This window comes from Pseudoruminococcus sp. (genome assembly GCF_047012705.1).
Taxonomy (GTDB): Bacteria; Bacillota; Clostridia; order Oscillospirales; family Acutalibacteraceae; genus Pseudoruminococcus.
Genome location: NZ_JBKXNW010000012.1, coordinates 17,750 through 43,737, shown reverse-complemented (window position 1 = coordinate 43,737; position 25,988 = coordinate 17,750). Strand labels below are relative to the sequence as shown.

Annotated in this window: 30 protein-coding genes and 2 tRNA genes; 25 read left to right on the top strand and 7 right to left on the bottom strand. The window is 33.2% G+C overall.

The annotated features are described in order from the left end of the window. Positions 1–116 precede the first annotated feature (116 nt). Genes ACLU24_RS11655 through ACLU24_RS11615 form a run of 9 tightly spaced genes read left to right on the top strand, consistent with a single transcriptional unit; the run spans position 117 to position 6,147 of the window. Positions 117–296 carry a hypothetical protein gene (locus ACLU24_RS11655; protein WP_412612825.1) on the top strand — a complete coding sequence of 60 codons (180 nt, stop codon included), beginning with the start codon at positions 117–119 and terminating at the stop codon, positions 294–296. Positions 297–318: 22 nt separating this feature from the next. Continuing rightward, positions 319–657 (top strand): hypothetical protein, encoded by a 339-nt coding sequence (locus ACLU24_RS11650; protein ID WP_412612824.1) that lies wholly within the window; start codon positions 319–321, stop codon positions 655–657. A gap of 49 nt (positions 658–706) precedes the next feature. Then, entirely contained in the window at positions 707–1,021 is a 315-nt protein-coding gene (locus ACLU24_RS11645; RefSeq protein WP_412612822.1) for a hypothetical protein, read from the top strand. After that, a complete protein-coding gene (locus ACLU24_RS11640; protein ID WP_412612821.1) occupies positions 999–3,404 on the top strand; it encodes a VirB4-like conjugal transfer ATPase, CD1110 family in 2,406 nt (801 codons plus the stop codon). The genes ACLU24_RS11645 and ACLU24_RS11640 overlap by 23 nt, the downstream gene beginning before the upstream one ends. Positions 3,405–3,413: 9 nt before the next feature. After that, on the top strand, positions 3,414–3,911 hold the full coding sequence (locus ACLU24_RS11635) for a hypothetical protein (RefSeq protein ID WP_412612820.1): 498 nt from the start codon (positions 3,414–3,416) through the stop codon (positions 3,909–3,911). A 5-nt stretch (positions 3,912–3,916) separates the two neighbouring features. Further along, positions 3,917–5,080 (top strand): hypothetical protein, encoded by a 1,164-nt coding sequence (locus tag ACLU24_RS11630; protein WP_412612819.1) that lies wholly within the window; start codon positions 3,917–3,919, stop codon positions 5,078–5,080. 1 nt (position 5,081) lies between these two features. Further along, on the top strand, positions 5,082–5,246 hold the full coding sequence (locus tag ACLU24_RS11625) for a hypothetical protein (RefSeq protein WP_412612818.1): 165 nt from the start codon (positions 5,082–5,084) through the stop codon (positions 5,244–5,246). A 24-nt stretch (positions 5,247–5,270) separates the two neighbouring features. Next, a complete protein-coding gene (locus ACLU24_RS11620) occupies positions 5,271–5,795 on the top strand; it encodes a hypothetical protein (RefSeq protein ID WP_412612817.1) in 525 nt (174 codons plus the stop codon). Continuing rightward, the gene (locus ACLU24_RS11615; RefSeq protein WP_412612815.1) at positions 5,788–6,147 is read left to right on the top strand and encodes a hypothetical protein; all 360 of its coding nucleotides are present in this window, start codon (positions 5,788–5,790) and stop codon (positions 6,145–6,147) included. The genes ACLU24_RS11620 and ACLU24_RS11615 overlap by 8 nt, the downstream gene beginning before the upstream one ends. 69 nt (positions 6,148–6,216) lie before the next feature. On the opposite strand, the gene ACLU24_RS11610 is transcribed toward ACLU24_RS11615, so the two are convergent. After that, the gene (locus ACLU24_RS11610) at positions 6,217–6,483 is read right to left on the bottom strand and encodes a type II toxin-antitoxin system RelE family toxin (RefSeq protein ID WP_412612813.1); all 267 of its coding nucleotides are present in this window, start codon (positions 6,481–6,483) and stop codon (positions 6,217–6,219) included. Further along, entirely contained in the window at positions 6,480–6,701 is a 222-nt protein-coding gene (gene relB, locus ACLU24_RS11605; RefSeq protein WP_412612812.1) for a type II toxin-antitoxin system RelB family antitoxin, read from the bottom strand. The genes ACLU24_RS11610 and relB overlap by 4 nt, the downstream gene beginning before the upstream one ends. A gap of 102 nt (positions 6,702–6,803) precedes the next feature. Between relB and ACLU24_RS11600 the strand changes: the two genes are divergently transcribed. The 13 genes from ACLU24_RS11600 (at position 6,804) to ACLU24_RS11540 (ending at position 17,256) form a co-directional block, all read left to right on the top strand. After that, positions 6,804–7,400, top strand: coding sequence for a metallophosphoesterase family protein (locus ACLU24_RS11600; RefSeq protein ID WP_412612811.1), 597 nt, complete (start codon positions 6,804–6,806; stop codon positions 7,398–7,400). A gap of 62 nt (positions 7,401–7,462) precedes the next feature. Beyond that, positions 7,463–7,774 (top strand): hypothetical protein, encoded by a 312-nt coding sequence (locus ACLU24_RS11595; protein WP_412612809.1) that lies wholly within the window; start codon positions 7,463–7,465, stop codon positions 7,772–7,774. Beyond that, positions 7,771–8,685, top strand: a complete 915-nt coding sequence (locus ACLU24_RS11590; RefSeq protein ID WP_412612807.1) for a hypothetical protein — start codon at positions 7,771–7,773, stop codon at positions 8,683–8,685. The genes ACLU24_RS11595 and ACLU24_RS11590 overlap by 4 nt, the downstream gene beginning before the upstream one ends. A 67-nt stretch (positions 8,686–8,752) precedes the next feature. After that, the gene (locus ACLU24_RS11585) at positions 8,753–10,855 is read left to right on the top strand and encodes a type IA DNA topoisomerase (protein ID WP_412612806.1); all 2,103 of its coding nucleotides are present in this window, start codon (positions 8,753–8,755) and stop codon (positions 10,853–10,855) included. An 87-nt stretch (positions 10,856–10,942) separates the two neighbouring features. Next, on the top strand, positions 10,943–11,869 hold the full coding sequence (locus ACLU24_RS11580) for a DUF3991 domain-containing protein (protein WP_412612804.1): 927 nt from the start codon (positions 10,943–10,945) through the stop codon (positions 11,867–11,869). Positions 11,870–11,894: 25 nt separating this feature from the next. Then, positions 11,895–12,323 carry a hypothetical protein gene (locus ACLU24_RS11575; RefSeq protein ID WP_412612803.1) on the top strand — a complete coding sequence of 143 codons (429 nt, stop codon included), beginning with the start codon at positions 11,895–11,897 and terminating at the stop codon, positions 12,321–12,323. A 22-nt stretch (positions 12,324–12,345) separates the two neighbouring features. After that, entirely contained in the window at positions 12,346–12,870 is a 525-nt protein-coding gene (locus tag ACLU24_RS11570) for a hypothetical protein (RefSeq protein WP_412612801.1), read from the top strand. Positions 12,871–12,934: 64 nt separating this feature from the next. Then, entirely contained in the window at positions 12,935–13,642 is a 708-nt protein-coding gene (locus ACLU24_RS11565; RefSeq protein ID WP_412612799.1) for a helix-turn-helix domain-containing protein, read from the top strand. A gap of 383 nt (positions 13,643–14,025) precedes the next feature. Further along, on the top strand, positions 14,026–14,871 hold the full coding sequence (locus ACLU24_RS11560) for an SEC-C metal-binding domain-containing protein (RefSeq protein WP_412228610.1): 846 nt from the start codon (positions 14,026–14,028) through the stop codon (positions 14,869–14,871). 124 nt (positions 14,872–14,995) lie between these two features. Further along, entirely contained in the window at positions 14,996–15,628 is a 633-nt protein-coding gene (locus ACLU24_RS11555; RefSeq protein ID WP_412612797.1) for a recombinase family protein, read from the top strand. Between the two features lie 82 nt (positions 15,629–15,710). Beyond that, positions 15,711–15,953, top strand: coding sequence for a helix-turn-helix domain-containing protein (locus ACLU24_RS11550; protein WP_347993374.1), 243 nt, complete (start codon positions 15,711–15,713; stop codon positions 15,951–15,953). A 20-nt stretch (positions 15,954–15,973) separates the two neighbouring features. Next, on the top strand, positions 15,974–16,237 hold the full coding sequence (locus ACLU24_RS11545) for a hypothetical protein (protein WP_412612795.1): 264 nt from the start codon (positions 15,974–15,976) through the stop codon (positions 16,235–16,237). Continuing rightward, positions 16,234–17,256, top strand: coding sequence for a zeta toxin family protein (locus ACLU24_RS11540; protein ID WP_412612793.1), 1,023 nt, complete (start codon positions 16,234–16,236; stop codon positions 17,254–17,256). The genes ACLU24_RS11545 and ACLU24_RS11540 overlap by 4 nt, the downstream gene beginning before the upstream one ends. 1,295 nt (positions 17,257–18,551) lie before the next feature. Here ACLU24_RS11540 and ACLU24_RS11535 read toward each other — a convergent pair. The 3 genes from ACLU24_RS11535 to trmL all read right to left on the bottom strand — a co-directional run bounded on the left by ACLU24_RS11535 (position 18,552) and on the right by trmL (position 19,347). Further along, positions 18,552–18,635, bottom strand: a tRNA-Tyr gene (locus ACLU24_RS11535). Between the two features lie 40 nt (positions 18,636–18,675). Beyond that, positions 18,676–18,751: transfer RNA gene (locus tag ACLU24_RS11530), tRNA-Thr, on the bottom strand. 92 nt (positions 18,752–18,843) lie between these two features. Next, entirely contained in the window at positions 18,844–19,347 is a 504-nt protein-coding gene (gene trmL, locus ACLU24_RS11525) for a tRNA (uridine(34)/cytosine(34)/5-carboxymethylaminomethyluridine(34)-2'-O)-methyltransferase TrmL (RefSeq protein WP_412612792.1), read from the bottom strand. A gap of 175 nt (positions 19,348–19,522) precedes the next feature. Between trmL and ACLU24_RS11520 the strand changes: the two genes are divergently transcribed. The 3 genes from ACLU24_RS11520 (at position 19,523) to ACLU24_RS11510 (ending at position 21,168) form a co-directional block, all read left to right on the top strand. Next, on the top strand, positions 19,523–19,705 hold the full coding sequence (locus ACLU24_RS11520; RefSeq protein WP_412612791.1) for a hypothetical protein: 183 nt from the start codon (positions 19,523–19,525) through the stop codon (positions 19,703–19,705). A gap of 75 nt (positions 19,706–19,780) precedes the next feature. After that, positions 19,781–20,317 carry a helix-turn-helix domain-containing protein gene (locus ACLU24_RS11515; RefSeq protein WP_412609989.1) on the top strand — a complete coding sequence of 179 codons (537 nt, stop codon included), beginning with the start codon at positions 19,781–19,783 and terminating at the stop codon, positions 20,315–20,317. Continuing rightward, positions 20,314–21,168: an IS3 family transposase gene (locus tag ACLU24_RS11510; protein ID WP_412610972.1), complete on the top strand. Its 855-nt coding sequence runs from the start codon at positions 20,314–20,316 to the stop codon at positions 21,166–21,168. Before ACLU24_RS11515 ends, ACLU24_RS11510 begins: the two co-directional genes overlap by 4 nt. Before the next feature lie 74 nt (positions 21,169–21,242). Here the strand turns inward: ACLU24_RS11510 and ACLU24_RS11505 are convergent, their stop codons facing one another. Together ACLU24_RS11505 and ACLU24_RS11500 are read right to left on the bottom strand one after the other, a co-directional pair. After that, entirely contained in the window at positions 21,243–22,106 is an 864-nt protein-coding gene (locus ACLU24_RS11505) for a prohibitin family protein (protein WP_412612789.1), read from the bottom strand. A 210-nt stretch (positions 22,107–22,316) separates the two neighbouring features. Then, a complete protein-coding gene (locus ACLU24_RS11500; protein ID WP_412612788.1) occupies positions 22,317–25,937 on the bottom strand; it encodes an alpha-amylase family glycosyl hydrolase in 3,621 nt (1,206 codons plus the stop codon). Positions 25,938–25,988: the final 51 nt, after the last annotated feature.

Here is a 25,988-nt window from a genome sequence, read left to right as displayed (position 1 = left end):
GCTTATCGGTATGCTCTATGTTTATATTATACACTACATATTAAAATATGTCAAATATATCATTCGACTGCACAGCTTTGGCTGTGCTTTTTTGTTGTCAAAAGGAGGTGGTAATTTTGGAAGAAGTTAATTGGTTTATCTTTATTCCTCTTGGAGGATTATTGTTAATATTGATGTTTAGTGTAGGAGTTTTATTTAGAAATCCTTTTATTCCAATCATAAATATTGCACAGAGTATAAAAATAGGAATAAAATTCATCTTAAAAATAGCTAAGAGTTTATCAAAAAAAATATAACAGCAGCAAGGAGTGAAATTAATTGTATTGCTTTTTGGTAAATGTTTTTTTGATTTTAATCGGAATCTATATATCATATATAATTATATACTTAAGTCCTAAGAAACACAATATAAAACATGTTATCAAAGAAAAATCAGAAATCACAAAAAACGACCATAATAAAAATAAGAATAACCTATCTGTAAGACAACAAGAGGCACAAAAACACGTTGAAACTTTTAATTTTATGTTTGAGGAAATATCAAGATTGCAAACAGAAAATACTGAACTTAGGCTTGAAAATTACAAGCTAAAAGAAGAAATTCAAAAATTAACAGAATCTCAAGAACAAGAAAAACATAGAGGAATTAGACGATAATTTATGCACAGCTCAGACTGTGCTTTTTTGTTATCAAAAGGAGGTACATATGATAAAAGTCAAAATCACAAAGAATGTCATAAACAAAAGCGTAAGTCCTCTTGGAAGTGCAATGACTCCACGATTGATTGTATGCACTATACTCGGATTGATTGCTGCTGTTTCAACATTTTTTGCATTAAAAGACAGTGTTGAGTTCAATACACTTATGTGGATAGTTTTCGGAGAAATAGCACTGTTTGTTTCTTTAGGAATACAGATAAACGGAGTAGGCATATTGAATCTTTTGTTCGGTAAACAAAAAGATACACGACCATTTAACAGAAAGGGAGTATTTAACGATGATGATGGAACTATATTCTAAGATATTTTCGATGTTTTCTAAAAAGCCAAGTGATTTTTTTGGAAAGAGAAAGGCAAGAGTACCAAAAACGGCTCAAGATACGATACCATTTATAGAAGCCTATGAAAATGGAATTTTCCTTACTGGTGAAAACACATATACACTGATTTTTGCTTATAATAATATAGATTATTTTCTTTTCAGAGATGATGAAAAGGATGAAATTTATGAAAAGTATATGCGTTTGCTCAATGCTCTGCCATCAGATATAGAGTATCAGGAATTTACTATGAATACTGAGGTTGATTCCGATGTGCTTTATAAAACGCTTTTGCCGAATCAAGAAGCAGAAGTAAAATATCCTGATATTGCAAAGGACTACAAGAAAGTTATGGGAAGTTATATAGAAAATACTTCCTCTGCTGCAGCCAAAAAGATTATGCTTATTGCAATGACCTATACTCCTCAGAATAAGATAGATAATGCAAATATCCTTTTTAAGTATTATCAAAACTTACAGCAGTTATTTACAAATCTTCATTCAGAAACGCACCAACTTGGGGCTGAGGAAGTGCTTGAAATTCTATACAAGCTGTACCACCAATTCAGCAATATTCAGTTTATGCTTCCCAGAAATGTTTTATCTACAGGCAGCAGAATTAAAGATTATATCGCTCCGTCAATATTTGTATTCAGACAGAAGTGTATTGAAATTGGTGATTCTTACACTCGTGTGCTGTTTGTAAAAAGCTATGACCGCAGTATAGATGATGAATTTATCTATGATTTGCATGACAACAACGAAAAAATAGTCATATCTAAACATTTACGCAGGGTAGACAAAGGTGAAGCTGCAGATATGGTTAAAAAGAATTTAAATAACCTTGAGGGCAGCATACAAAAGCGTATGGAAATTAATCATAAAAATGGTACTAATTACATTCCGTATTCGTTAAGTGACAGAGAAAAGGAGCTTAAAGACCTACAAGACCGTCTTGGCGGAACAGGTTGTGAACTTTTTGAAGTATCAATTTTTATAGCTGTTACCGCAAAAACGGAAGATGAGTTAAATGAACTTACTCGTTATGTGCAAAATAAAGCTAAGACACATCAAGTAGTGCTTGATACTCTTACCGGACAACAGGCTAAGGCACTTGATGCTATCACACCATTTGCATTAAGTAAATTCAATTCAAAATTTAATAATAATATAAAGACTTATCTTCTTAGTGATGCTGCCGGGGTTATGATACCGTTCTCTCATGTTGAACATTTTGCAGAGGGCGGTATTTTTTATGGAGAAAATCAGATTACAAAGTCAATTATAACTCTTGATAGAACGCAGGAAATGAATGCTAACGGCTATATACTTGGCTGTTCTGGTTCAGGTAAATCTATGTTCTCAAAGGCTGAAATGTTTGATGTTTTGCTAAAATATCTAAATGATGAGATTATTGTTATTGACCCAGAAAATGAATATCATCAACTTGTTAAGTATTTTGATGGTTCAATTCTTAAGCTATCTCCGTCATCGCCGACAAAACTGAATATTTTTGATATAGACTTGACGGTATCCGAGGAAGGTACATCAGCTGTAGCAATGAAGTCCGAAACAATTATGACTATTGTTGAAACAGCAAAGGGTCAGGAACTTACAAGCGACGAAATAACCATTATTGACCGCTGTGTAAAGCTTGCTTATCAAAAATACATTCAAACAAACGGAGATGAGCGATTCCTTCCAACCTTTGAGGATTTTTATAATCTTCTACTATCTGCACCAGAGCCTGAAGCACGCTCACTTGCTGTTACACTTGAGATTTATGTTAAAGGTTCGTTCAACATCTTTTCCGGCAGGACAAATATTGACACAGGCAAGCGTTTTATGGTGTTTGATATTGCCCAGATGGGTGAACAAATTCGTGCAGTAGGTTTACAGGTTATACTTGAGTATGTGTGGCAAAGAGTTGTTGCAAATAAAAGGCGTGGGGTTCGTACTTGGGTATGGATTGATGAATTTAGCATTATGTTTAACGATGGTGCAGGAAGAACGACTCATAAATCAGGAGAATTTTTCTCAAAAGTTTATAAGCGTATCAGAAAATACGGCGGTGTTCCAACAGCTATGACACAGAATATAACGGAAGTCCTTGAATCTCCTCAAGCCCGAACAATGCTTGCTAACTCGGAGTTTGTCACACTGCTTCAACAGAAAAAAGAAGATTTGGACGCTGTTTCAAAGCTATTCTCATTATCACCTTATCAGCAACTGCCATTGAAATCTGGCAAAAAAGGTACAGGCATTATCGTCTGTGGCAGAAAGATTATTCCGTTTGAAAAGATAATTCCAGAGAATAGCTTAATGTACAAAATATGTACAACAAAATTCGATGACATTCGATAGGAGGTTATTATGTTTGGATTTGGCGAAAGGAAGATTAAAATTAACCAGCTTCCTGAAGATGTAATAGAAACTAAATCTCAAAGTAAAGCAGAACAAAAACTTACATATACAGAAAAAGAATCGGAAAACAAGGACAATAGCCATGATATAAAAAGCTATAAGCAGCTTGATAAGCTGCTTATGAAGCTTTATGATATATCTGCTTTATCAGTCTATTCTTACGATTATCAACAAGATTTTATCAAGCCTAAGCGAATATACGGTATTGAAATACCAAGATTGAGCATAGAAAACTATCTATCACTTAAATCTCCAACAGTAATGCGTAAGGCTACTGGCTTTGAGGATGCACCTTTATATCGTGCAAGATATATTTCAAAATATCGTGCCGGCAGCAAGGAATATCTTGTTATTATGTCAAGCACTCGCTTTGAAGGATTTTCTATTCCGGAATTGATTAATATACCTGTGTTAGTACAGAACGCAATATCTAATATAACGGGGTGAATTAAATGAACTTGGTCATAGCCTGTGATAAGAAAATTCAGAAACAGGTTTCTGGGTTTAATTTTAAAAAACATAATCATAATGTTTTAGTATATATAAATGAGGTTGGCAGCAACTTTGCAGATAGAATTGAGAATAATCTTCCTCATATTCTGATTGTATTCAATGGCATTAGGGATAAAGATAATATTCTTTTTAGAGAGCTTGAGCATATGCTTAAGCTCCTTCCGCATTTGCGGATTATATTTGTTTATGGTAAGCCTGATGATAACTTTCAGGAAACCAAAAATAAATTAATATCACTTGGGATTTATGATATTCTATTGACAGATTTATCTAACATAAGGTTTAAAAATAATCTTATGTCTGTTATTGATAAAAGTATGAATGCAGAAGATTTAGAGAAATCTATTGAGAAGTATGAATCAATGACAAAGCCTATTGAGGTTGAAACAGTCCGCAACTATATTGATGATGATACACCTGTAGATTTATCTAAATCATCATTAAACGAAGAATACCACAACGAAATCGAGCAAGTCGATATTCCGCAAGAATACATTGGAGAAGGCAACATTACGATTGCTATATCTTCTGTAATAGTCAATAGTGCCGGTGTAGTCCTGACTGCTATGGAAATAGCAACGGTTTTAAAGCAATCGAAAGAAACAGTTTCTCTTTTTCTGCGTGATGAAACATATAAACGATTCTTAGCATTTCATAATATTGAGAACGCCAACGGAGGTTTCACCCTCAATAAGTTGCCTATTTATCCGCTTTCTCTCTATGAACAGCGTAAACGACGCAGCCGTTTTGATGTTATAGACCTAACTAACAATGGCAATATGACTGATAGAGAAAGAAAAATCTTTGAAAAAGCCGAAATCAAGTTGCAAATGTGCAGAGGTACTGAATGGGATATAGCTGTGCTTCAGGAATATCTTAATTCAGGTCTGCCCTATCTTAAAGAGATAAGCTATTGTTTCTATCCAATTTCTCAAAAAGACTTTCTCAAGTATAATAAATCTATGATACAAGGTCATTGTAAAGCTTGCAGACTGCGTACCAGTCCAAATTATACAAGTCCTTGTGATTGGAACAGAGATGTGTATGCAGATATTTTGAGCCGATATACAAGTATCGGAAAATCTAAAAAGAGGAGATGGTAATATGGAGTGGATTATTATTTTAATGCTCTTAATTCTTGACCTTATTGAGGGACTTGTAATAAAAAAGCTTAGAAAAGAAATTGCTCGTCGTGACGGTGCAGAAATAAAGCCAAGTCGTGTAGGAAAATTCTTTAAGAACTTATTTAGGGATATTGTAGGATTTTAATAGACCCTAAAGGAGGTTTTCAAAATGTATGATAAAGACTTTCTTTACGATTATTTGATTAACTTTTATGAATTTTCCGGTCGTATAATTGATGGCATTTTGGATATGTACGATTACATAATAAATGGCAATGATGAAGATTTTCCTAATAATTTGCCAAAAAAACTACAGATTTTTTTGGCAGATTATTGGTCGGAAAAGCGATTAACTATATATAAAAATATATGTGAGAAAACATCTGAAGAAAAAATTTCATATTACTTTAAAAATTTTAATCTTCAACAACTGTCTGTAATATTTTTTGCACTTGGTTATGGAATAAGTGATGATGAAATTTATCTTCTAATGAAAAAAAGTATGTCAGCAAGAAATCTTGAATTGATATTGCGAGCATTAATTGAATGGGATTGGAAAGATACTCAACAACTTGAAAAAGAAATTGCTCAAAACTTTAAAACCAGTTTTAATGAAGAAAAATTTGTCACCTTTATCAAGGAATATGCACAACACAAAGATGTTTTGAACAGAAAGGTTAATTTTTATGATTAATAAATCTGATGGTTGGTATCAAGAACTGCATGAGCTTGTTCTTTGGATTATAAATACTAAAAATTTTAGTGAGTTTATCGAATCTAAAATTTATCTTCTTAAATCTGAAATAAAAGATAACTTAGATAAACATATTCAAGAATATAAAACAAATCCAAAAACTTCAAGTAAATGTTTAAGTAAATCAATTAATGATGAAAAAAAAGCATTAACATTTGATAGAATATGTAGATTAGTTTTAGCGGATATATGTGGTGTATCTAACGAAAATCAGGAAACATTAATGAACAAAAAGCTTTCTATCAAGCAAATGGATAAATTACTATTTGACTATATAAATAACTTAAATTAATCTAAATTACACATTTTCAAATATTAAGAATAAAGGTTCTCTTAAAACAGAGAACCTTTATTTATCCATTTAACTATATACATCTCGACGATGACCAATATTTAGTGCTGTTATGATAAGCCTATCATCTTCAATGAGGCATATAAGCCTATAATCACCTATTCTGTATCTCCATTGCCCTTTTCTGTTTGCAACTAAAGCTTTGCCATGAATTCGTGGATTTTCACAATCAATAAGATTTTTAGTAATCCATGATTTAATCATCAGTTGAGTATATCTATCAAGTTTTTTAAATTCTTTATCAAACCTTGAGGTTGTTTCAACTGAATATTTCATAAATCAAGGTCCTTCCACAATTTTTCAATAGGTGTACTTTTTTTGCCCTCTTTCAAATATTCATCATATGCTTCATTGGCAATAGCAATATCATATTCATCTTCGATTTTTTCAAATAAAGCCTTTTTAAAGGCTTCACCAATGGATATAGAGTGTAGTTTGGCATAGCTGTCAGCTAATTTTCTTTCTTCATCTGTTAATCTAATTGAAAATGCCATAAAATCATCTCCTTTATATAGTACATAGTACTATATAATTCTTATTTTGTCAATAGTTTTATCTTATGTAGATATAAAATTTTTATAATAAGGAGGAATACAATGAAAATCTTAACTTTTTCTGATTTACATACACCTTGCATTGAAGCTATATCCAATATTGATTTTAATAATCTCAATTATGATATATGCTTCACACTTGGAGATATAGATTTTGAAACATTGAAAACTATACGAAATAATGTAAAATGCAGTATTTATGCGGTTCTCGGCAATCACGATGAATATAATCTCTTATCTGATTTAAATATTCAAAGTATCAACAGAAAAAAGATTAATGTTGCTGGCATTTCTTTTGTAGGCTTATCTGGCTCATCAAGATATAAACTTGATAATAAATCTATGCTTACCCAAAAAGAAAGCATACAAGTTTGTAAAGAACTTGAACCAGCAGATATACTTATTTCTCACGATTGTGCGTTTGGTTTATATGGTTCAAAATCAGATAATACTCATTGTGGTTTGAAAGGTATATCGAAGTATATAAAAAAGTACAAGCCTTGGCTTAATATTCATGGACACTATCATCAAAATAAGATTATAAAGTGTCGTAACACAACGGATATTTGCATTTATGGTTGTGCTATTATTACTCTTAACACTAACCTCAATTTTGAGATTAAGCATATTTTTAGTTAATAAAATTAAAAACTGTTGATAGACAAGTAAAATAAATAATGATATAATTGAAAGGAAAAATTATGGAAAATCCAGAATTAAAAGAAATATTTTTTAACCGAGCTAATGTAGAAGAAACTGAAAGAGTAGTTTGTGACAACTGCTTTGAGCATATGGTCTTTATGCTGCGTGATAATCAACAACACGAATTTTCTGTTGGATTGAGTACAATATTAGAGTGTCTTACATATGCAATAGGTACCGGAGATTTGCCAAAGCTACCCTTAAGCTGGCTTGATGCTGTTGACCATGTTTACAACACAGCTTTTTCTGATAACAAAAATATTTCTTATTATGATGATAAAATGTATAAGGAGAGATACAAACATAAATGAAATATTTTAAAACAGAAGACACTCGTACTGCTCCAAGATATGAAATAACAACTAAGGTATTTGAAGAAGTTACCGGACATAGGCACCCATTTGAACAAGTAAATCATAACCGAACAATTTCACAATATGGGATTTGTCCATCATGCTTAAATCCTGTGCAGCTAATAGGTATTGCTAAACAAATAAAAGTGAGTCCATACGGTAAACACACAGGAAAAAATATAGCTGGATTTCCACAATGGAATTATATTAAATATGAATATTGTCCATATGCTTCAAAAAATGACCATAGAAATATAAATGATGATGAATTATTACCTGAAATAACTGAAGATATTATTGAACTATATGAATTGTTAAAGAATCAATTTGATAGAGTTGTATATGTTATATCTCAGGAATTAGATGTAAGATGTTCTTCTTCATTTTGGGAAAAAGCTATAAAACAGTATTTAGTGAATAGGTTTTATTGTTACCCTTGGCTTACAGAAGCAAATTTACCATATATCTTTGCATATAAAAGTATGCAGCATCAAAGCATTTATGGACAGCAATTTGTAGTTGATTCTGATTTATTTAACGCTTTAAAAAAGCATAAATATGTAGACTTTATACCATTAAAAGATGATAATAGTAACTATATGCGTTTGGTAAGTAATGGTGGTTTCTTAAATCTTCATTTTAGATTTACTGAACATACGCAAAAAGCTATTAATGGTGAAGAACTAAAGGAATCAATGATTTTTTGTATTGATGATTTGATAAGTGAACAAACTATCTTTCAAAAAAATATAAATTTCAGTGAGAATTATTTTATGAATATAGTAAATAAATCAGGAAATGAAGATAAACGACAACAATATCTACTTGATATTGCTATTGAGAATATGCCACCACTAAATCTGGGATAAACTTAATATAAAGAACAAAATTGCTACAGTATTTATGCTGTGGCAATTTTAATATGGAGTGATAAAAATGGTAGTAATCTATGCTGAAAAAGCAAGTCTTGCAAAAGAAATTGCTTCTGCACTACACGCAGGGAAAAGAATAGCTCACCCTAAAGAACCGACCATCGGACACTATGAATTTATATTCAAAGGTGAAAAAGCTATTCTCTGTCATGGTGTCGGACATTTATGTGAGCTTGCAAACGCTAAAAGCTACGGCGAACGATATGCAAAGTGGGATTTGAATGTATATCCTTGTATTCCACAAGAATATAAAATATCAGTAAAAGATAAGACAAAAACTTGCTTTGAGTATGTGAAAGGCTTTTTTGATAAAGCTGATTGGCTTATCAATGCAACAGACCCAGACAGAGAGGGCGAATTGATATTTGCGTACATATATGAAGCTATGAATTGTACAAAGCACTGGAAAAGAGTATGGATTGAGGACTTAACTCCTCAAAAAATCCAATACGCTTTTGCTCATCTCAAAGAAAGTGGTGAAGTTATAAATATACAAAAAGCTGGTCGAGCAAGAGGAATAGCAGACTGGATTTGCGGAATAAATCTTACTATCGCAGCAACTAAAAAACTATCATCATCAAAAGATATGCTGTCAATAGGCAGAGTACAGACACCTGTGCTTGCTATGGTTGTAGAGCGTGAGAAAAAGATTTTAAATCATATAAAAACACCTTTCTGGAAACTATTTGCAAAGTTTACAGCTCCGACAGGTGAATTTATCGCAGAATATGAAAAAGGTCAATTTGATAATGAATCAGAGGCAAAACAAATACTTGCAAGCTGCACTGGAAATGGCATAGTAAAATCTAAAACGATTAAAAAGAAAAGTGTAAGTCAACCTTTGCTTTTTAATGCTACGCAACTTCAAGCAACAGCGGGCAAAAAGCTTGGCTGGGATTTGAAAAAGACTGTTAAGATTATGCAGGAACTTTATGAACATAAGTTTATGTCATATCCTCGTACAAGCTCAGAGCATTTGACGGTAGCTATGCAGCCAGAAGTTACAACAACACTTAAAAAGCTATTTCAACTTCCTGAATATAGCCAATATGCAATTCCTGAAGAACAATGGCAGGCATATAGTAAAAGACACTTTGATGATAGCAAAGTTGATAGCCACCCGGCTATTATTCCAACTATGAATGTTCCCTCCTCCCTATCAGAGCTTTCTGAAGATGAAAAAATGTTATATGATTTGCTTGTTAAGTCGCTAATAAGAGTAGTATATCCAAAAGCACAGCTTGAAGACACAACAGTTATTATTGATGTAAACGGTAATAATTTTAAGACAACAGGCAGTATCATAACTGATAATGGTTGGTATGCTGTTGACGCTATTCCGGAAAAGAAAGCCGTATTGCCACAAATAAACGAGGGCGAAAGCTATCCTGGCAAATATGAACTTAAACAAGGCTTTACAGAACCACCGAAGCGTTATACTGAACCTGACCTCATAACAGCAATGGAAACAGCAGGGAAAAATCTTGAAGATGAAGAAGCTCGAACACTTATGAAGCTTGAAAATAAAGGTCTTGGAACAGCTGCAACAAGAGCAGCAACTATAAATGCTCTTTTCGCAAGAGAGTACATTGCAAAAAAAGGAAAGACGATATATCCAACAGAAAAGGGAATTTTCATAATTGATAATCTTCCGGTTGCAGAACTCAAAAGTGCTGAGCTTACAGGAGAATGGGAAAAGCGTTTGCACGACATATCTGAAGGCAAAGAAGAATATCAAAAATTTGTAGAAAATATAGAACAGACTGTTCGTAGCTGGTACGAAACAATAGCACATTCAAACACTGAAACTTATTCTTCTCAGACTGAACAGCTTTCCTGCCCTCTTTGTGGTGCAAAGGTGATAAAGGGTAAATTTGGATATTTCTGTTCATCAAAGAAAGAAAAGGGCTGTAATTTTTCAATTCCTGCTGAAATATGTGGTAAGAAAATATCGGATACACAGGCATTAAAGCTTATTGAAAAGGGCAAGACAACAGTTATTAAAGGCTTTAAGTCAAAAGCTGGAAAAGAATTTGATGCAGCTCTAAAACTTGATAAAACAACAGGAAAAATTGAATTTGAATTTCCTAAGAAAAAGAAAAACTAATACAGTAAAACTGAATAATCTAAAAGAAGAATGTGTTTAAATGCACATTCTTTTTTTATGCTCAAAATTAGGAAAGGAAGATATATTATGAATGAAAAATTCACACCAGAACAGCTTGAAAAAGCTTATAACGCTGATATAATTGAATTTTTGCAAATGTATAAGGGATACGATTTTGTGAAGAAAGGTAATTATTATCAGTGCAAACAACACGATAGCCTTATGGTATATGGTAATAGAAAAGGATTTGTTTGGAATAGTCAAAAAATTGGCGGTGGAGGTGCTATTGATTTTCTATGTAGAGTTGATGGATTAAGCTTTCCAAAAGCTGTTGAAGCAATTATAGGCGAACGAGCTGCAGAATACAGGGCGGCTCCTAAATATGAACCAATGGCTCATATAGGAAAATTAGTTTTGCCTGAACGAGCTGAGGGAAAATACAGCAGAGTTTTTGCATATCTATCTCAAACAAGAGGTATAACTCCAGAAGTTGTTGCCGATTTTATGAAATCTAAGCAGCTCTATCAGGATAAAAAAGGAAATTGTGTATTTGTAGGGTATGATGAAAAAGGTGTTGCTAAGTTTGCTTCTGTTCGAGGTACTCTGACCGAAAAGAAATATCGTGGTGACTGTAAAAATTCTGACAAAAGATATGCTTTTCAGCAGGTTGGAACAGATACAACAAAATTATACATATTTGAAGCACCTATCGACCTTATGAGTCACTGTGCATTAACGGATAAACAATTTGGTACTGGTACATATAAACAGCAAACAAGAATTGCTCTTTGTGGTACATCTGATGTGGCTTTGGAAGCTTTTCTTGCAAAACACCCAGAAGTCAAAACATTAAATTTCAGATTGGATAATGATGAAGCCGGAAAAAAAGCTGTAAAGGACTATAAAGCTAAATATGAAAAAATGGGATATATTGTTAAGGCTGTATTCAGTAATGGCAAAGATATAAACGAAGATTTAATTAAACAGAATAAATCAGCAAAAAGAGTGAGATAGAAAATTTAGAATAAAGGAGAGTAAAATGGATTTTTATAATATTTCAGAAGAAAAATTATTCGCAGAATATAAAGTTCAAAAACATTATAAAGAAATTGAGAGGCTAAATATTATATCTTTACAATTTATTACGGAGATGTTATTATGTAATAAAATAAAGATACAATGGTTACCTTTTGAACTAAGGATTTCTAATATAGATTTTTATATTTCTGCTTTTCGAGTAAGCAGAAACACATCAAAAGAACGATTTATAGATGATATAATGCTTCTTTATGATGATACAAAGAAAAATTTTTCTAACAACAAAAAATTTATGGAAATGTTGCTATTAACTTTAGAACGCTATGACTTTAAAGGTGAAGAACAATTTGAAATTATTAAGGCTAATATTACAAAAGAAATATTGCTCAAACTGTCTGTTAATAGAGAGTTATCAAAAAATCATAAATAAACTTTCTACAGAAAATGAACAAATGAAAACTCAATATGATACAGCTAATGAGCTATTAAAAACATTGGATGAAAAAATTGATATAAGAAGAAATGTAATTTATTTTAAAGCCAAAAATGAATCTATACAATTAATTACTATAGAACCTTTTTATGATTATGAATGCAAATTAAAAAGATTAGAACTTTATGGTTATTTTTTCAGAGTTCGGGAAATTGGTCGCATTACACCTCAAACTATGAGTGTTGATGTGTTTTATGGAGATTATATTTATAATAATATAATAAGTCATTATGTAAAGCACTTCTATATTGCTGCACTTGATTATATACCAAATAAGGGCTATGGTTCTATAATGATGGAGCAATTTTTAAAATACATAAAACCCTTTGGTGCAGAATATGTAAATGGTATGATCACTAATTACGATGCAAAGGATATTGAACACAAAAATAGATTATTTCATTTTTATAGAAAATTTAATTTTGAAATTGGTTCTCTTAATGAACAGGGGGATTACCCAATAAAACTAAATTTACATACTTGAATAATATTTCAATAATTTAGAGGTATTATTTATTTTTATAAAATTAAATAAGGAGCGAAAAGCTATGCAGGCATATTTTAAACTTGGAAACGATGTACTTGACTGCGGACTCACACCAAACGAGCTTAAAGTAGCAGTGTGCTTGTATAGCTGTGTTTTCAGAGGTTGTTATATAATCAAAATCAAGCAAAAAACAATCGCAGAAAAATGCTGTATAAAGAAACTGGAAACGGTTGCGAATATTATATGCTCTTTACAAAGAAAAGGTATTATACAAAGCGTTAGCCGCCGTCAGAAAGCTAATGGCTTGCTTGGAACATATATTTATAGATTAAAAACGATTCCCTCAAAAGGCTACTTTAAAGTTAAAAGGTACATTCTTGGAAAGCTGAGTAATGTTCAGCTAAGAATGTACCTTTTTATTTGTCGCTGTCTTACTAAGAGAAATGATATGTGGAATAGCTTTAATGACATTGCTCGTGCCTTGCAGATTGGCAGAAGTAAAGTAATATCAACTATAAATGAGCTTGTGCAACTGGGATTTATTCGTAAGCTTAAGATTCTAAAAAGTGATGGCAGTTATTCTGATAATCACTATTCAATCTCTGAACCTGAACAGCTGATAAAAAAAGAAGAAAGCCCCAAACAAGCCACTACACCGTTCAGAACTTTCAATAAAAGCAATTACAGTTCTGATTATAAGCGTTGTGTGGCTATATGTCAAGTGAAGTTCAATAGCTTGCTTGACTTTTTTAGTGGGGTAGTCCCCTAAAACGGAGTATGTATAGTATATACCCATTTCTTTATCAAAAAAGAAAAGAAATATTTTATTATATACTAAGAGTATAATATTTACTTAGGGTGATACCTGAACAGCTCTGATAGGAGAGGAAGCTTAGCCTGGCGGAATTGCAATGCCAGGCATAATTATTTTGCAAACATTCTTTCTTTTTCTTTCGATAATTCCTTTCCTACATACTAAAAGTGTTCGTAAAGGTGTCTGCAAGATTTTTCGGAAAAAGTGTTCGTAAAATAGCTAAAAAGTGCCTTTTTTACATAAAATTTAGGTATTCGCAAAGGTATACTTTTGCGAATAGAAGTAACTTAGAAATTCGAATTTGACAAACTTTATTTATATAGAATAGGAGATATATTATGATTTCAAAAATAAGCGGAATGAGACAAGCACAATTACAAAATAGTTTTGTTTCTGATAATAATGATTTATCCCAATGGCAATACATCATATTTTCTGATGCGGAAAATATGAATAAATTCAAAGGAATTATGTTTAAAAAGCTTTATATAGAGGATTTTTGTATGAAATATTCAAGGAATGATTTATGCTTTTGCGGAAGCGGAAAAAAATATAAAAATTGTCACAGTGATATAAATCCCAACAGTCTTGTTGCACACCAATATAGGATAATGCATTTATTGGATGAAGAAATTAAAAACTGCCCTTATACTATATGTCAAAAAGGTTGCAGTGATTGTTGTACAGATGACTTTGAAGTTTCAGTAACAGAATTTTTTACAATTCTGAATTATCTGCAAATACATTGTAATAACCAACAAATCGAAAACATATGTAAATTATCAAAGGTAAAAATTTCTAGTATTTTATCAAATGAAAAGACAATTGCTTTTTCAAGATGTATTTTTTTGAATGAACATTCAAATGCTTGTGAAATATATGAAGTACGTCCTATTATATGTCGTAAGTATGGTTATTACAGCACTACAACAGATTGTAGTAAAATAATATCAGATAAAAAAGCAAGTATGTCACTTCTTAAAAATACAGAGGTTGATACTTCCAGTAATATTTTATCGTTTATTCTCCCAAACAACACAAAATTGCTCCAAAAAAGTCATCCCTTAATCTATTGGTTTTCAAGAGTTGAACAAGGAAAATTATCCAGTAATAAAATGAATGATTTATATAGGGTAGCAGTTAACTCGCCTATCTCAGAATATATTCGTATTTTACAACTCTAATAACAGCAGAGAAAACACTTGCCATATCTTTCAAAACTTGAAAGATAGTGACAGAGCATAACCGTTATCAGTACGATTATGCTCTATTTTTTTAATATTGCAACTATTACGGAGGAAAACAAAAATGAGTGAAACAAGAACTTACTACTATGCTCGTGTCAGCACAAATGAGCAGAGTTTAGATAGACAGCTTGAAGCGTTTCATCAGCTTGGTGCAGAAGAAAAATATATCTTCGCAGACAAGCAATCAGGAAAAAACTTAGAAAGAACCAACTATCAGATTTTGAGAAACAACATACTCCGAAGTGGTGACACCCTTGTTATAAAATCTCTCGACCGCCTGAGCAGAAATAAGCTTGACATAAAATCTGAGCTTGAGTATTACAAACAAAACGGTATTCGTGTAAAAGTCATAGATATGCCTACAACTATGATTGACCTTGAAGGACAAGAATGGATTATTGAAATGGTTAATAATATCATTATTGAGGTTCTATCTGCTGTTGCAGAGCAAGAGCGTCAGGAAACAAGAAAACGACAAGCCGAAGGAATCGCCGCAGCAAGAAAGCGTGGACAACATCTTGGCAGACAAGAAATAGACTTCCCCCCTAATTGGTTTGAGGTTTACATCAGATGGAAAAAGAAAGAAATCAGAGCTAATACAGCTATGGAAATCTTAAATCTGAAAAGAACAACTTTTTATAAGCTTGTTAATAAATATGAGCAAGAAAATAAGTGGAATATATCTGTAGAATAAGTGGGACTTGAAGTCCCATTTATTACTCTTGACATACGATAACTAATATGTTATCGTATAAATATATTAAGGAAGTGATAAAATGAATAACGCTACTACTAAAAAATATCAAAACGAATTTGAGACTAAGTTGATTAGCAAACTAATAGAAGCAAGAGAATCAAAAGGACTCTCACAGCGTGAACTTGCTGAAATAAGTGGAATTAAACAACCTGCTATTGCAAGATTGGAAAATATGCGTTCTACACCTCAAATCGACACATTATTTAGACTTCTTGCTCCTTTGGGATACACATTATCGATTGTCCCAATAGAAATAAAATGATTTAAGAAAGGAAGATTTTTATGAGTAATTATTTGGTTACAGCACAAGCAGAAGTTTTATACGAAAAGGCATATGGAATATTAGCAAAATACTCAAATTTAAGTAACGAAAATGATATTCCTGAATGTATTAAAAAAATTGAAGATAACTTAGCTGATTTTGCAAGAAAAATTATTTTATGTGACACCATAGAAGATATAGAAAATGTTAAACAAAATCTTACTATATATGAAAATATAATTGATAATATATCAATATTATCTTCAAAGGATATGGCGGTATGAATAATATTGAAAAATATTCAGAAGATGAATTTCTTATTAAATATAATTTTATTATAGAAAAAGCAACAAAACCATTATCGCCCGTTTCTCAACCAACAGCTTACATACTGGGAGGTCAACCGGGTGCAGGAAAAACAACAATTCAAAAAATTCTTGCAAAAGGTGATAGCAACATATTTATTGTTAATGCAGATGCTTATAGACAATATCATCCACACTTCTACGAAATTCAATCAATATATGGCGATGATTCGCCTAAATATACACAATCATTCATAAATAAAGTTACAGAGAAACTGATTGATGATTTAAGTGACAACAAGTATAATTTACTGATAGAAGGTACTTTAAGAACAGCAGAAATTCCTATAAAAACGGCACAAAAATTAAAACATAAAGGCTACCGAGTAGAATTATGCGTAATGGCTGTTAAACCTGAAATATCATTTGAAAGCACAATTTTAAGATATGAAAACGCTTTGCTTTTTGGTGAAATCCCAAGAGCTACAAGCAAGGAACATCACGATTTAGTTGTTAATAGGATTGCAAATAATTTAGATACAATATATAACAGCAATATTTTTGATTGCATTAAAATGTTTACAAGAAGTAAAGGCTGCATTTATTCATCTGACTTATCTAGCCAAAAACCATCAGAAATTGAGAAAAATATTATTTTAGGAAAATGGTCTAATTCTGAAAAAGAAAATTTATTAGAAATTATACAAAGTATAAGAGAGTTAAAACAAAGCAGAAATGCAGATGATTTATCTGAATATATAAAACATTCGGATAAATTGCTTTTTATGCTAAATAATTTGTCTACTCAAAGCGAACTTGTTAAAAAATCCAACTTATCATTAGAACAAGTAGCATTACTTTATAAATCAAATATTCCATTTAAATGCAAGAAGGTAGCAGAGGATAATTTTACGATAGTGTTTAATAGGTCAAATTCAGAAATAGTAAAGCATATATTAAATACTACATTAAATAAACAAAATAAGCCTAAAAGATAGTGAATAAGTGGGACTTCAAGTCCCACTTATTCTACAGATAAAAATTTTTAAAAATTGGATATATTATTTATAGAGAAAGGAATATCCAATCTCGGTGTAACTGACACCTAAAATCTGAGATATGTGCTGAATATGTATGTCAGCAGGTTGGGAAGCAACAGAAAAACTTCAGATATGTGCTAGATATGTAGGCTAGCAGGTTGGCAGACAACAGAAAAATCAGTTAATTTGATATTTCAAAGCGGGATTGTGCTTATGTACAATCTCGCTTTTAGTTTTTAATTAGGGAATGTAGAAAATGAAAAATTACTCACATGAAGAAGCTTTAAAAATAATATTAAGATTTATTTGAAAATAAAGATTTTATGATAATATATAAGAAGAAAAAATATAATGATAAGGTTAATCAAATACTTAGCCAAAACTCTCGTGGAAATTTAAAACATAAATTATAAAGAAAGCCGTAGCCTTGCAAATAAATACTTGCAAGGCTACGGCTTTTTTTGCGTAACTGGGACTTCAAGTCTCAGTTATAATTTTATTCGTAAAAAGAAATGAATAATTAATTATAAATTTTTATTGACAAATATATCCAAACGAGGTATAATAGTTTTGTAGATAAAATAAAAAACATCTACAGCCCATTAGTTGTTGGAAGCAACCAATGGGCATACGCCGTAAAGGTAACCAAACTTACCTAACGACTTATAGATGCCATTCTTAGGTTTCATTATAACCTATTTTGGATATATTTGTCAAGTTTTATGCCTTTACGATTGCAGTTACAGGGTATAAAACTTGACCTTTTTTATTTTACTCTTAAAGTTTGCCCTTATCAAGTTTCATAGATATATTATTATGGAACTTGATAAGAGCAAAATACTTACAATATTTTGCTCTTAACACAAAATCAAATACACAAGTATACAAGTCAAACCGGTTTTAAGGCTGTGTGTTTACACACGCTGTAGTGGAGATGTCTGTGGAAGGCTCTCCCGTGGAGAATAGTTCCCACATTCAGGACGATAACGATTAGCGGGTTATGCGTCGGTACGGTCACTGACAAATGTATACTTAATCTAAGGCTTTTCCCCTCCCACCTAACAAAGAGGGGATTGCCTTTGAATAAGGACACACACTGTATATCTTTATTCAAGGGCAAAGATTTTTTCTTAGCCTTTGTTCTTCTCTCTTTTAAGGTAATCTTAATTTCAAGGTTGCCTTTGAGCAATACCATCGCAACTTGATGATACTGCTCAAAGACAACAGGTATACACCTATTGCCTTTGAAATCTTGGTGGGAGAGGGTGGATTCGAACCACCGAAGCCGAAACAACAGATTTACAGTCTGCCCCATTTGACCGCTCTGGAACTCTCCCATATGTAAGGGCTGTCTTTTGAACAGCCCTCTTTTTAGTCTGGAGCTGGTGGACGGATTCGAACCCCCGACCTGCTGATTACAAATCAGCTGCTCTACCAGCTGAGCTACACCAGCATCTCCCTGACGCTCATATATAATAACACAACGAATTTTATTTGTCAACACTTTTTTTAAAATTTTTTGATTTTTTTTGAATCTTTTTCAGATTATTTATCCCACTCAAATTCTCTTAATCTACCATGCTCAAGAAGCTCAGGATAATCCCATTGTCTAAGAATTTCATAAACACCAATCGCAACTGAATTAGATAAATTAAGACTTCTCGCCTCATCAATCATAGGAATACGAACTGTTGTTTCAGGATTATTATGTAATAACCATTCCGGTAAACCTTTTGTTTCTTTGCCAAAAAGTATGTAGCAACCATCGGGATAAGAAATATCTGTATGCTTTTGAGGCGCTTTTGTAGAAAAATAATAATATTTGCCGCCCTTTGTACGCTCAAAAAAATCATCAAGACTTTTATAATAAGTTATATCCAAAAGATGCCAATAATCTAAACCAGCTCTTTTAAGTTTTTTATCATCAACTTTAAAACCCATAGGTTCTACAAGATGAAGTCTTGCACCTGTTGCCGCACAGGTTCTTGCAATATTACCTGTATTCTGCGGAATCTCAGGCTCAACTAAAACAACATTTAATTCTACCATAAAAATTTTCCTCCATACAAAACATAAATAAATGATAATACTTTGCAAAGGATAAATCAAGAGCCTTAATTCTTAAAGTTTAAAACTGGTAAATTTTTTCAGGCTTAAATTAAGCAAAAGGAAGAACACTATGAATACGGTTAATTTCATACTTTTTATTTGGAGGTCAACAATTATGGTTAAAAATACAATGAGTGTTGTTAAAGGTGTCGGTGCAGGCCTTATCGCAGGAGCGGTTGTAGGTTATGTAGGAAGTCAAATGAAACAGCAGCCAAAGAAAACAAAGAAAAAAGCTGTTCATGCTGTGAATGCTGTAGAAAGTCTTCTCGACAATGTACAGGCAATGCTTAAAAGCTAAAAAAATTTATTAAGGGCTGTCGCAAATGATATGTACCCTCTTTGCTGGACAAAACCAGTAAGGAGGGTTATTTTTATGCGTTATAGTTATGAGTACAAAAGAAATGCCGTAGAATTATATCGACAGGGTCAATGGCCTGATACACCAGATGGTCTAAGCACTAAGGCGTTTCATATAACAGTTCGTAAATGGGTTAGAATTGAGGATGCATGTGGTCCTGATGCATTAAGACACAAAGGGAATAACAAAGAATGGACTCCAGAGGAACGTTATGCCTTAGTTGCACGTGTTTTGGCTGGTGAATCTAACAAATCTGTTGCATTTTCTGCAGGAATAGGTGATGGTCTATTATATCAATGGGTTCACAAATATATGATTTTGGGATATAATGGTCTTGTAAATTGTAAGAAAGGTCGTCCCAAAAAGAATCTAGATATGAAGAAGATTAATTACAATAAGCCAAGGAAGTTAGAAGAATCAGAATATGAAGAATTAGTTAGACTTCGTGCCGAAAATGAATATATCAAGACAGAGATTGAAGTAATAAAAAAAGAGATCGCCTTGAGAGAAAAAAAGGAAGCTGCGCATCTCAAGGCGAAAAAGCGGCAATAATCAAAGAACTCAGAGAAAAAGGATATCAATTAAAGTATCTTCTTAAAGCTATGCAAATGGCTAAATCCACTTACTACTTTGAGCTTAGCAAAGAAGATGTTATTGCTGTAAAAAATGCGGATTTGGTTAAAGAAATCGAAATTATCTTTGAACAAAACAAATGCAGATATGGCGTTAGACGTGTCTACAGAGAACTACGTAATAGAGGCTATGAGGTGAATCACAAACGAGTACAGCGCATTATGCACGAAACTAGAATGATAGGCAAGCGTCCAAAGGAGAAATATCATTCTTACAAAGGTGAAATTGGAAGAATTGCTAGCAACATAATAGATAGAAATTTTACTGCCGATAAACCACTTCAAAAGTGGACAACCGATATATCTCAGTTCAATTTTTCTTGGGGTAAATGTTATTTGTCTCCAATACTTGATATGGCAACAAATGAAATAATATCTTATGACATCTCATTAAGCCCCAATATGGAACAAATAAAAAGAATGCTTGATCAAGCATTTAGAAGTTTCCCAAATGTAACTGGATTGATTTTTCATTCAGATCAAGGATGGCAATACCAGCACACTTACTATCAGAATTGTTTAAAAGAACATGGCATTATCCAGAGTATGTCACGAAAGGGCAATTGCTACGATAACTGTATTATGGAAACATTCTTTGGTAGGATGAAGAATGAAATGTATTATGGGTACGAAAATGCTTATAAAACATTTGATGAGTTTGCAAAAGCTGTCAAAGAATATATAGATTATTACAACAATAAAAGAATTCAGGCAAAAACAAAATGGATGCCTCCTGTACAATACAGGAAGACATCCATGTGTTCAGCTTAATTTATAAATATGTGTCCAGAATTCTGGGTACATATCAAAATGCGATAGCCCTTAAGGTTTATTTAAAATCAGTTTTATTCAGATTTTGTTGAATTATCTGTATTTTCAGATTGTGATTTATTCATATCCAAGCCTAAGAACAAATTATCTGAACCATAATATGTTGGCATTTTTCCGTCCCACTTGTTTATAAATTCAAGATAAATAATATTCTGCGAAATTTGTTCATTCTTGAGTTTCATAGCTTCAGCTTCGCCTTTAGCTTTTGTAACAGCTTGTTCAGCCTCAGTTTTTATTCTTTCAAGGTCATATTTTGCTTTTAAAGCATTCTGCTCCGCTATTTGCTTTTCTTCTATCGCTGTATTAAAAGCGTCTGTAAAATCAAAATTAACAATATTAAAACTATCTACAAGAATATATTTTTCTCCTAACTTAGTCTGTAAGAATTTCTTCATTTCATCAGAAACTTCAGTACGCTTTGTTATAAGTTCTTCTGCGGTATATCTTGATGTGACAGACTTTATACATTCTGAAATAGCCGGATTTATAACCGTAGATTCATAACTCATACCTATATTCTGATATAAATCAGCTACATGGTCTTGGTCTATGCGATAGTTTACTGCAATAGAACTTTTAATTGTTTGCAAATCCTTACTTGCGGAAGAATTATCTTTAGACTCATACTTCTTAACTCGAACATCAATAACCTCTGCACTCTGAACAAACGGAATTTTAAAGTTAATTCCCTCATTCATAACCGCCCCTGTGACCGCTCCCATATTGAGAGTAACACCCTTGTGGCCGGCCGGAACTATTGTTATTGATGCAATAGCTATCACCGCTATAAGTAATACTGCAACACAAACACTAACAATGACCTTAATCTTCTTGCTTTTAGGATTGACCGTAAAAATTTTCTTTCCTTCTTCAGCCATAATTACAATTTCCTTTCTTTTTAACACATAAAATATGAATATTCTTTTTATATTTTAAAACGGATTATAGCATATAAATTTTATACATTAATTCTTTAATAGAATTATTGCGTTAATATATTTAAGATTTAAAATATATTAACAATTTTCTATAAAATTGAAAAATCCTCACAGAAATTTATTCTGTGAGGATTTTTCAGGTTTTAAAGCTTATTTAACTGTTACTGTAAAATACTTAGTAACATACTTGCCTGTTGAATCAATTACTCTGACTGCATACTGATAATCACCTGTTTTTGTTGGCTTATTAGTATAGCTTGTTACTGTTGTTGCATTCTTGAGAGTTACCCAATCAATCGCTCCATCCGGTTTGCAGAAATAGCTGTACTTATATGGCGCAGTACCGCCTGTTGCCTTTGCTGTCATTTTAACTGATGAACCAAGATTGATTGATGTTGCGCTGATTGTAGAAGCATTTGCAAGAGCTGCAACACCATTAACTTTTACAGTAAATGTCTTTGTAATATATTTACCTTTTGAATCAATTACTCTGACGGCATATTGATATGTACCTGCCTTAGACGGCTTATTTGTGCAAGTTGTTGCTGTTGTTACACCTGTAAGAGCTGTCCAATCAATATCTCCCTGTGGCCTAACAAAATACTTATAACTATATGGCGCAGTACCGCCTGTTGCCTTTGCTGTTATCTTAATTGATGAACCAAGATTGATTGATGTTGCGCTGATTGTAGAATTATTTGCAAGAACTGAAACATCATTAACTTTTACAGTAAATGTCTTTGTAATATATTGATTCTTTGAATCAATTACTCTAACTGCATACTGATATGTACCTGCCTTAGACGGTTTATTTGTACAAGTTGTTGCTGTTGTTATGCCTGTGAGAGCCGTCCATGAAGTGCTGCTCTGTGACTTAACGAAATACTTATAATTATATGGTGCAGTGCCACCCGTTGCCTTTGCTGTCATCTTGATTGATGAACCAAGGTTGATTGATGTTGCACTGATTGTAGAATTATTTGCAAGAGCTGCAACACCATTAACCTTTACAGTAAAGTACTTAGTAATATACTTGCCTGTTGAATCAATTACTCTAACTGCATACTGATATGTGCCTGCCTTAGTTGGTTTATTTGTACAGCTTGCTGCTGTTGTTATGCCTGTGAGAGCTGTCCATGAATTACTGCCCTGTGATTTAACAAAATACTTATAACTATATGGTGCAGTACCGCCCGTTGCATTTGCTGTCATCTTGATTGATGAACCAAGGTTGATTGATGCTGCACTGATTGTAGAATTATTTTTAAGCTCTTGAGTTACTTCAGTAACTGCAATAGTCTTATCATCTGAAGCTGTATTTCCAGCTGAATCCTTAGCTGTTACTTTAATTGTATAAACACCGGCTTTTGATGGCTTCCATGTGCAAATCTTAGATGAACCATAAGCTTGAATAACCTCATTGCCGACTGAGAACTGATATGTAACAGAACCGTTTCCGCCTGTACTGTTTGCCGTCAATTTAATTTCATTGCCGAGGTCGATAGAAGATGCTGAGCTTGAAAGACTTACTTTAAGCTCTCCAGCAGGAGTTTCAGGGAGGTCAATAAGATTACCGTCTATAAAGAGCTTCTTCTCTGTTGCAGCCATTTCAAGACCTGGCTGGTTTGCACCTGGAAGCTGTGTGCCTGAACCATTGCTGAAAATAATATTAACTGTTCCACTGAATTTATCAGGAAGCTCATATGTCCAGTAATCGCCGTCAACCTCTGTCATTGCAGCGCCTGGCCATGCACCATTGTTGCCGTCCTTTGCGCTATAAACATAAGCATAAACATTAGACCAACCGTAGCTTGCATTATCAAATACTATGCCAGCCTTGCTAAGCTTTGGATAGCCTGTTCTTGGTGCTTTCTTTTTAAAGATAAATGTTTTTTCTTTACTTGTTCCGTCATCAGCAGTTGCCTTAATAGCAATTGTAACAGTCTCACCTGATGCAATAGAAGAACCTACTGTAATTGTCTTGCTGCCTGTGAAAGAACCCTTATCGCCTTCACTTGTTTCGTAAGTAGCAGATGTAGCATTCTCTGCCTTCATAATAACATCAACAGAATCTGTTGTAAATGTTGTTGAACCGTCCTGTACGTTTGCTGAAATTTTAATAATTGTTGGTTCTACTGGAGATGGGTCAGCATATTGCTTTGTAGGATTATATACAACAGCAATACCGTCCTTGCTTCCAACTGTACCAGAAATTTCACCACCAGAAACAGTAAACTTATTGCCAGAAACCTGGTCTGTATAAGTGCCGTCTTTCATATCTACGCTAAAGCTTACATCGCCTGCGCCGTCCATCTTAGAGATGACAACACCGCTGTTGCCTCTTACATTATAAGCACACTCGCCTGAAGAACCAAGCTGTTCACTTTGACCAACAAAGAAGTTATGGAATCTGTTGACCTCAACAACTTCCTTATCAGCCCATGTTAATGTACCAACATCGCCCATCTGTGTATAATCTGTTTGTGCAAGGATTTCATCATCAGTCTGTCTTGCACTTGTAGTATCATCCTTGAGAATATACTTTGAATAGAAAGGACGAGCAAAGAATAAAGCTGTTGAATCCTTTTTAGAAGCAACCATAGCCCAAGTTTTCTTTATATCGCTATCTGTACAGTCATAAGAAGAACCGCCACCCATATATGTATCGTGAGATTCTGCCCAAAGAACGCACTTATCACCTTCGCCTGCAATATATCCGCAGTAACCACCCTGTGCAGCACCACTTGCAGACTTATACTTTACGCTGTTTCTGATATTATCACTTGTAGAGTTGTCTGTTATAGACATCTTACTTCTGTAATAAGCCTCAGCATTTGTATCATCAATACGGTTAAGAACTTCGCCATAGAAATAAACACCATCATAGTGATTTACTTGCTTATAGTAATCTCTTGCACCGTCAAGAACTACATCCCAGAAATTACTTGCAAAAGCTGGGTCATCAGCAGGAGTTTCTATATGCTTAGCTGCGTCAAAACGGAAACCGTCAGCACCGCAGTCTATACACTCTTTCAAAAGATTAAGTACCATCTGCTGAACCTTGCTATCACCTGTATTAAGGTCAGGCATACCCATATTTCCTTGAGTAACATCAAAACGACCATCGCTTGAATGAACCCAAGATGTGCTTATATGCCAATAAGATGAATCTGTAAGCATATCAGGGTTCCAGAATTCACCTACCTGTGGAGAAATATCTCCCATAACTTCTTCAACGCTGCCGATTTTCCAGCCCTTGATATTGCCCATATGGTTAGCAACTATATCAACAATAACTCTTACACCATACTTCTCAGCTTCATCACACATAGCCTTAAATTCAGCCTTTGTGCCAAACCAAGTGTGACCATTATCACAGATAGACATAGTAACAGGCTGATAAACCTTCCACCAGTTTCCGTGGTCAGAATCGCCAGTACCATCAGGAATACCAACATTGCCATAAGCAATACCCTCCCAATAGTAGTCCTTTGGCTGTGTAACAGGAGAAGTCTGAATAGATGTATATCCAGATGCAGCAATATCCTTCATATACTTCTTGATATTGCTATAAGACCAGTTCCAGCAGTGAAGAATAACGCCTTCCTGAGAAGATTGTCTAAGACCGTTATCAACAATAGCTGCTGCCTCTACTTTACTCTGCTCAGAATTAATCGCACTCAATCCTGAAAAAGCAGAAGTAATCATAGCCGCTGAGAGTGTAAACGCAGCAGCCTTTTTAGCAAACCCGCTTTTTTTAATTACTTTCACTAAAATTCCTCCAATTTTCTTTCCTTAAATAGCTTATGGGCGAAATATAGA

Excerpts from the sequence above, each read along its gene's own strand:
- ACLU24_RS11590 (WP_412612807.1), top strand. The coding sequence starts at position 7,771 with ATGAAATATTTTAAAACAGAAGACACTCGTACTGCTCCAAGATATGAA.
- ACLU24_RS11610 (WP_412612813.1), bottom strand. The coding sequence starts at position 6,483 with ATGAAATATTCAGTTGAAACAACCTCAAGGTTTGATAAAGAATTTAAA.
- ACLU24_RS11565 (WP_412612799.1), top strand. The coding sequence starts at position 12,935 with ATGCAGGCATATTTTAAACTTGGAAACGATGTACTTGACTGCGGACTC.
- ACLU24_RS11575 (WP_412612803.1), top strand. The coding sequence starts at position 11,895 with ATGGATTTTTATAATATTTCAGAAGAAAAATTATTCGCAGAATATAAA.
- ACLU24_RS11625 (WP_412612818.1), top strand. The coding sequence starts at position 5,082 with ATGGAGTGGATTATTATTTTAATGCTCTTAATTCTTGACCTTATTGAG.
- ACLU24_RS11645 (WP_412612822.1), top strand. The coding sequence starts at position 707 with ATGATAAAAGTCAAAATCACAAAGAATGTCATAAACAAAAGCGTAAGT.
- ACLU24_RS11540 (WP_412612793.1), top strand. The coding sequence starts at position 16,234 with ATGAATAATATTGAAAAATATTCAGAAGATGAATTTCTTATTAAATAT.
- ACLU24_RS11600 (WP_412612811.1), top strand. The coding sequence starts at position 6,804 with ATGAAAATCTTAACTTTTTCTGATTTACATACACCTTGCATTGAAGCT.
- ACLU24_RS11615 (WP_412612815.1), top strand. The coding sequence starts at position 5,788 with ATGATTAATAAATCTGATGGTTGGTATCAAGAACTGCATGAGCTTGTT.
- ACLU24_RS11620 (WP_412612817.1), top strand. The coding sequence starts at position 5,271 with ATGTATGATAAAGACTTTCTTTACGATTATTTGATTAACTTTTATGAA.
- ACLU24_RS11635 (WP_412612820.1), top strand. The coding sequence starts at position 3,414 with ATGTTTGGATTTGGCGAAAGGAAGATTAAAATTAACCAGCTTCCTGAA.
- ACLU24_RS11580 (WP_412612804.1), top strand. The coding sequence starts at position 10,943 with ATGAATGAAAAATTCACACCAGAACAGCTTGAAAAAGCTTATAACGCT.
- ACLU24_RS11555 (WP_412612797.1), top strand. The coding sequence starts at position 14,996 with ATGAGTGAAACAAGAACTTACTACTATGCTCGTGTCAGCACAAATGAG.
- ACLU24_RS11595 (WP_412612809.1), top strand. The coding sequence starts at position 7,463 with ATGGAAAATCCAGAATTAAAAGAAATATTTTTTAACCGAGCTAATGTA.
- ACLU24_RS11545 (WP_412612795.1), top strand. The coding sequence starts at position 15,974 with ATGAGTAATTATTTGGTTACAGCACAAGCAGAAGTTTTATACGAAAAG.
- ACLU24_RS11570 (WP_412612801.1), top strand. The coding sequence starts at position 12,346 with ATGAAAACTCAATATGATACAGCTAATGAGCTATTAAAAACATTGGAT.
- ACLU24_RS11515 (WP_412609989.1), top strand. The coding sequence starts at position 19,781 with ATGCGTTATAGTTATGAGTACAAAAGAAATGCCGTAGAATTATATCGA.
- trmL (WP_412612792.1), bottom strand. The coding sequence starts at position 19,347 with ATGGTAGAATTAAATGTTGTTTTAGTTGAGCCTGAGATTCCGCAGAAT.
- ACLU24_RS11640 (WP_412612821.1), top strand. The coding sequence starts at position 999 with ATGATGATGGAACTATATTCTAAGATATTTTCGATGTTTTCTAAAAAG.
- ACLU24_RS11505 (WP_412612789.1), bottom strand. The coding sequence starts at position 22,106 with ATGGCTGAAGAAGGAAAGAAAATTTTTACGGTCAATCCTAAAAGCAAG.
- ACLU24_RS11630 (WP_412612819.1), top strand. The coding sequence starts at position 3,917 with ATGAACTTGGTCATAGCCTGTGATAAGAAAATTCAGAAACAGGTTTCT.
- ACLU24_RS11550 (WP_347993374.1), top strand. The coding sequence starts at position 15,711 with ATGAATAACGCTACTACTAAAAAATATCAAAACGAATTTGAGACTAAG.
- ACLU24_RS11520 (WP_412612791.1), top strand. The coding sequence starts at position 19,523 with ATGGTTAAAAATACAATGAGTGTTGTTAAAGGTGTCGGTGCAGGCCTT.
- relB (WP_412612812.1), bottom strand. The coding sequence starts at position 6,701 with ATGGCATTTTCAATTAGATTAACAGATGAAGAAAGAAAATTAGCTGAC.
- ACLU24_RS11585 (WP_412612806.1), top strand. The coding sequence starts at position 8,753 with ATGGTAGTAATCTATGCTGAAAAAGCAAGTCTTGCAAAAGAAATTGCT.
- ACLU24_RS11560 (WP_412228610.1), top strand. The coding sequence starts at position 14,026 with ATGATTTCAAAAATAAGCGGAATGAGACAAGCACAATTACAAAATAGT.